Source organism: Paenibacillus ehimensis NBRC 15659 (assembly GCF_004000785.1).
GTDB lineage: Bacteria > Bacillota > Bacilli > Paenibacillales > NBRC-103111 > Paenibacillus_G > Paenibacillus_G ehimensis.
This window is the reverse complement of sequence record NZ_BILX01000158.1, coordinates 1-3366: the sequence shown is the minus strand read 5'-3', so window position 1 is coordinate 3366 and position 3366 is coordinate 1. Positions and strand designations below refer to the sequence as shown.

General features: G+C 55.0%; 5 protein-coding genes. 1 reads left to right on the top strand and 4 read right to left on the bottom strand.

The genetic code is table 11. From position 1 onward, the window contains the following. The coding region (locus PEH01S_RS33985; RefSeq protein WP_164828147.1) for an NUDIX domain-containing protein at window positions 1–335 on the top strand (335 nt) is incomplete at its 5' end. A 462-nt stretch (window positions 336–797) separates the two neighbouring features. Here PEH01S_RS33985 and PEH01S_RS33980 read toward each other — a convergent pair. The 4 genes from PEH01S_RS33980 to PEH01S_RS34965 form a co-directional block, all read right to left on the bottom strand. Continuing rightward, window positions 798–1481: a Crp/Fnr family transcriptional regulator gene (locus PEH01S_RS33980; RefSeq protein WP_025852514.1), complete on the bottom strand. Its 684-nt coding sequence runs from the start codon at window positions 1479–1481 to the stop codon at window positions 798–800. 227 nt (window positions 1482–1708) lie between these two features. Next, window positions 1709–2323, bottom strand: a complete 615-nt coding sequence (locus PEH01S_RS33975; protein WP_025852516.1) for a superoxide dismutase — start codon at window positions 2321–2323, stop codon at window positions 1709–1711. An 81-nt stretch (window positions 2324–2404) separates the two neighbouring features. Then, on the bottom strand, window positions 2405–2641 hold the full coding sequence (locus PEH01S_RS33970; protein WP_025852517.1) for a hypothetical protein: 237 nt from the start codon (window positions 2639–2641) through the stop codon (window positions 2405–2407). 145 nt (window positions 2642–2786) lie between these two features. After that, the coding region (locus PEH01S_RS34965; RefSeq protein WP_164828146.1) for a hypothetical protein at window positions 2787–3366 on the bottom strand (580 nt) is incomplete at its 5' end.

The following is a 3366-nucleotide window of genomic DNA, read 5'->3' as shown; positions in this document are numbered from 1 at the left end:
AACTGCCGCATGCGGCAGTTCCCACAGCGCCCGCAGCCGCGGAGGCGCGCGGCGAAGGCGGAGACCCCGCCGCGGCCCATGCCGCGCTGGCGGCGCATCTCGCCGGGGACGGCCTCGGGCTCGGCCCGGTCGGCTGGCTGATGCAGGCGGAGCATACGTTCAGCCACATCCGCTGGGAGATGGACGTGTACACCGGCCGCCTGGAGGAAGCCTCCGCGCTGCTGCTGCCCGTGCCGCTGCCGCCCCATTATCGCTGGGTAAACCTCGAGGAGATGGAGCAGTATGCGTTCCCGAACGTCTTTTTGCGGATCCTGAACGCGTATTTCGGCCGGTAATAACAAAAAGCACTCCCTTAAGACGATCATGAGAGTGCCCGGAATTGCTTATCGAATCCGCCGTGGTAAGCCGGCTGTTATTTATAGGGATTGTAGATAAACATATCTTCGTTGCCCATCATCAGATGAAACATGAAGTAGAATAGCGGAGAACAAAGGATCACAAAGAATAGAATTGCCACTAGCAGAAGGCCCTTATTCCGCTGGTTCGGTTCATTTGTTTTCAGGTTTGCCATAGCTCATTACCCCTTTTCACATTTTTTTGCTCCACGATGTCCTTATAGCTGAATTATAGGAAACGCGGCCGGATGCGTAAGTGATGTAAATCACGCTTTTCTTTTCCAAATGTGAAAGAAAAATGGCAATGTAAAAAAAGACATAGACAGCCCGTACCAAACGAAAAACGCCAGCCTGAAACGAAGGTCCGCCCTTCGTCCCGGTTGGCGTTTCTTACAGTTATGGCTAATATATTTGTTTCTTCATCGCTTGGATGTCTTTGATCAGAATGTGCTTTTTGTCGATCGCGATGTGCTCGTCCTCCTGCAGCTCCTGAAGCACCTTCGTGACCGATTCACGCACCGTGCCGACCATATTGGCCAACTGCTGATGCGTCAGCTTCATATCGATAAACATGCCGCCGGCTTTCGGCTGGCCGTATTCCTCCGCCAAACGGCAGATCGTTTTGATCGTGCGCGTCCGGACGTCGAGGAACGTCAGGTCGTATATTTTCTCGTTCGCTTTGCGCAGCCGCTCCATGGTCACTTCCATCAGCTTCAGGCACAGCCTGGGGCTTCGTTCCATAAACTGCTGAAAGTCCGAACGCATCAGCGTATACAGCGAGCAGGCCTCCAGCGTTTCCGCCGTCGCAGAGCGCTTGAGCCCTTTTTGAACCAACGACATCTCCCCGAAAAAGTCGCCTTCCCGGAACAACGAAAGAATAATTTCTTTGGAGTTGTCGATTCGGTAAATTTTGACGACACCGGAATGAATCAAGTAAAATTCCTCCCCGGCGTCGCCTTCGAAAAACAAAATGGTCCCTTTTTTGAATTTCCGTTCCACGAACAGAGGAACGATCGTCTCCAACTCGGCCACCGACAAATCTTGAAACAGCGGCACATCATGCAGGAGAGTGATCAGTTTGCTCATGAGTCTCACTCTTTCCCGATCAAATATATTGCGTTTTTCGGTCACGGTTTCCGTTTTCTCCAAAATTCGCCTATTTGTCTATCATACTACGTTCCGGCTTCGGGGGAAAGGGGCCTTGGATATAGCTGTCAGGCGCTCTTTGAGGAAAAACAGTCCGATCGATGCATGCGGAAATAAAAAAAGGACCGCAGGAGGAGAACCTCCGCAGTCTTTTTCAGGAAAGCCGATTATTTTACTGCCGCTTCGTAACGTTTGCCTACTTCGTTCCAGTTGACAACGTTCCAGAATGCCGCGATATAGTCAGGGCGTTTGTTTTGATATTTCAAGTAGTACGCGTGCTCCCATACGTCCAGACCGAGGATCGGCGTCTCGCCTTCCATGATCGGGCTGTCTTGGTTCGGCAGGCTGTATACTTTCAATTTGCCGTCTTTGGTTACAGCGAGGAAAGCCCAGCCGGAGCCGAAACGGGTTGTAGCCGCTTTGGCGAATTCTTCTTTGAACTTGTCGAAGCCGCCAAGCTCGTTGTTGATCGCGTCAGCCAGCTTGCCGCTCGGAGCGCCGCCGCCGTTCGGGCCGATCGTTTCCCAGAACAAGGAGTGGTTCGCATGGCCGCCGCCGTTGTTGCGGACTGCGGTACGGATGCTCTCCGGTACGCTGTTCAGATCGGCGATCAGGTCTTCGACGCTTTTGGATTGAAGATCGGCATGGCCTTCAAGCGCAGCATTCAGGTTCGTAACGTATGTGTTGTGGTGACGATCGTGGTGGATCATCATGGTCATTTCGTCGATGTGAGGCTCAAGCGCATTGTTCGCATAAGGAAGTGCCGGTAATTGGTGTGCCATCTTCTATCTACCTCCTGAGGATATGAGATTTCCAAGATTTATTATCGCCTATTTTCCATATAAAATCAACATTTATGTATATTAAGTGTTCGTAGCCGGGGCATCCTCCCCACGAAACCGTTCGCCGCCGCGGTGTTCGATCTCGTGGATGATCTGCCCGAGCATGGCGGTGCCTTGGGCGTTCAGCCAAGGGGACAGGTCGCTCATGACCCGTTGATGGTAATGAAGCTCCTCCGACGTCCATTTCGTCATCTGCACATCGTTCAGCTCGTCAATCCGGCGCAAAGTGCCGGAATTATTCGTCGCTTCGTTTGTCATCGTCTTCCTCCTCCAGTGCAATCCGAACGATTGCCGCATAAATTTTGCATCCGTACTGTGCAAAGCCAAAGATTACCGGATTATCGTTTCACGCGGTTCGGACTTTTATGCAAAAGAAAAGAGGAGGCAGTCTGCCTCCCCCAGCTTAGCCTCCGCTGCTTGAACTGGAGCTTCCGATCCCGCCGTGCCCGCCGGAGCTGCCCGAAGAAATCCCGCTGGACGAGCTTGAGCTTCCCATCGAGCCGCTGCTGGCCGAAGACCCGGACGAACCGCCCGATGCCGACGAGCCGGATACGGACTTGCCGGGCGTACCGGCGGAAGAGGCGGATGACCCGCCGCTGGTTGTACCTGTGCTGCCGCCGCTCTTCACGCCGGAGCTTGAGCCGGACGAAACGGAGTCTTTCGTGTTGAAGCTGCCCGTTCGTCCGCTGGTTGTCGGCGCAGGCGTATTTGCCGGTTCAGGCGTGCTCTTGGGCGGGGTAGCTGCCGCGCTGCCGCCCGGCTTCGTGGCGGTTGCCGGCGGGGAAGCGACCGCTCCGCTCGATCCTGTCGCGGATCGGCGGTAGTAAGTGTTGCCGCCGTAGAAATAGGCGCTGCTGCCCGAACGGTTGATGCGCCCGCTGCCGTCGTCGCAGTCATCGTCGTTGTTATCGTCCCGGCAGTAATCTGCCGACGGAGCGGCTGCCGCACCGGCCGCCGCACCGGCTGCGGCTCCGATGCCGGCT

What these genes read in the sequence shown, in the direction of transcription:
- PEH01S_RS33980 (WP_025852514.1), bottom strand. Translation starts at nt 1,481, where the DNA reads ATGAGCAAACTGATCACTCTCCTGCATGATGTGCCGCTGTTTCAAGAT.
- PEH01S_RS33975 (WP_025852516.1), bottom strand. Translation starts at nt 2,323, where the DNA reads ATGGCACACCAATTACCGGCACTTCCTTATGCGAACAATGCGCTTGAG.
- PEH01S_RS33970 (WP_025852517.1), bottom strand. Translation starts at nt 2,641, where the DNA reads ATGACAAACGAAGCGACGAATAATTCCGGCACTTTGCGCCGGATTGAC.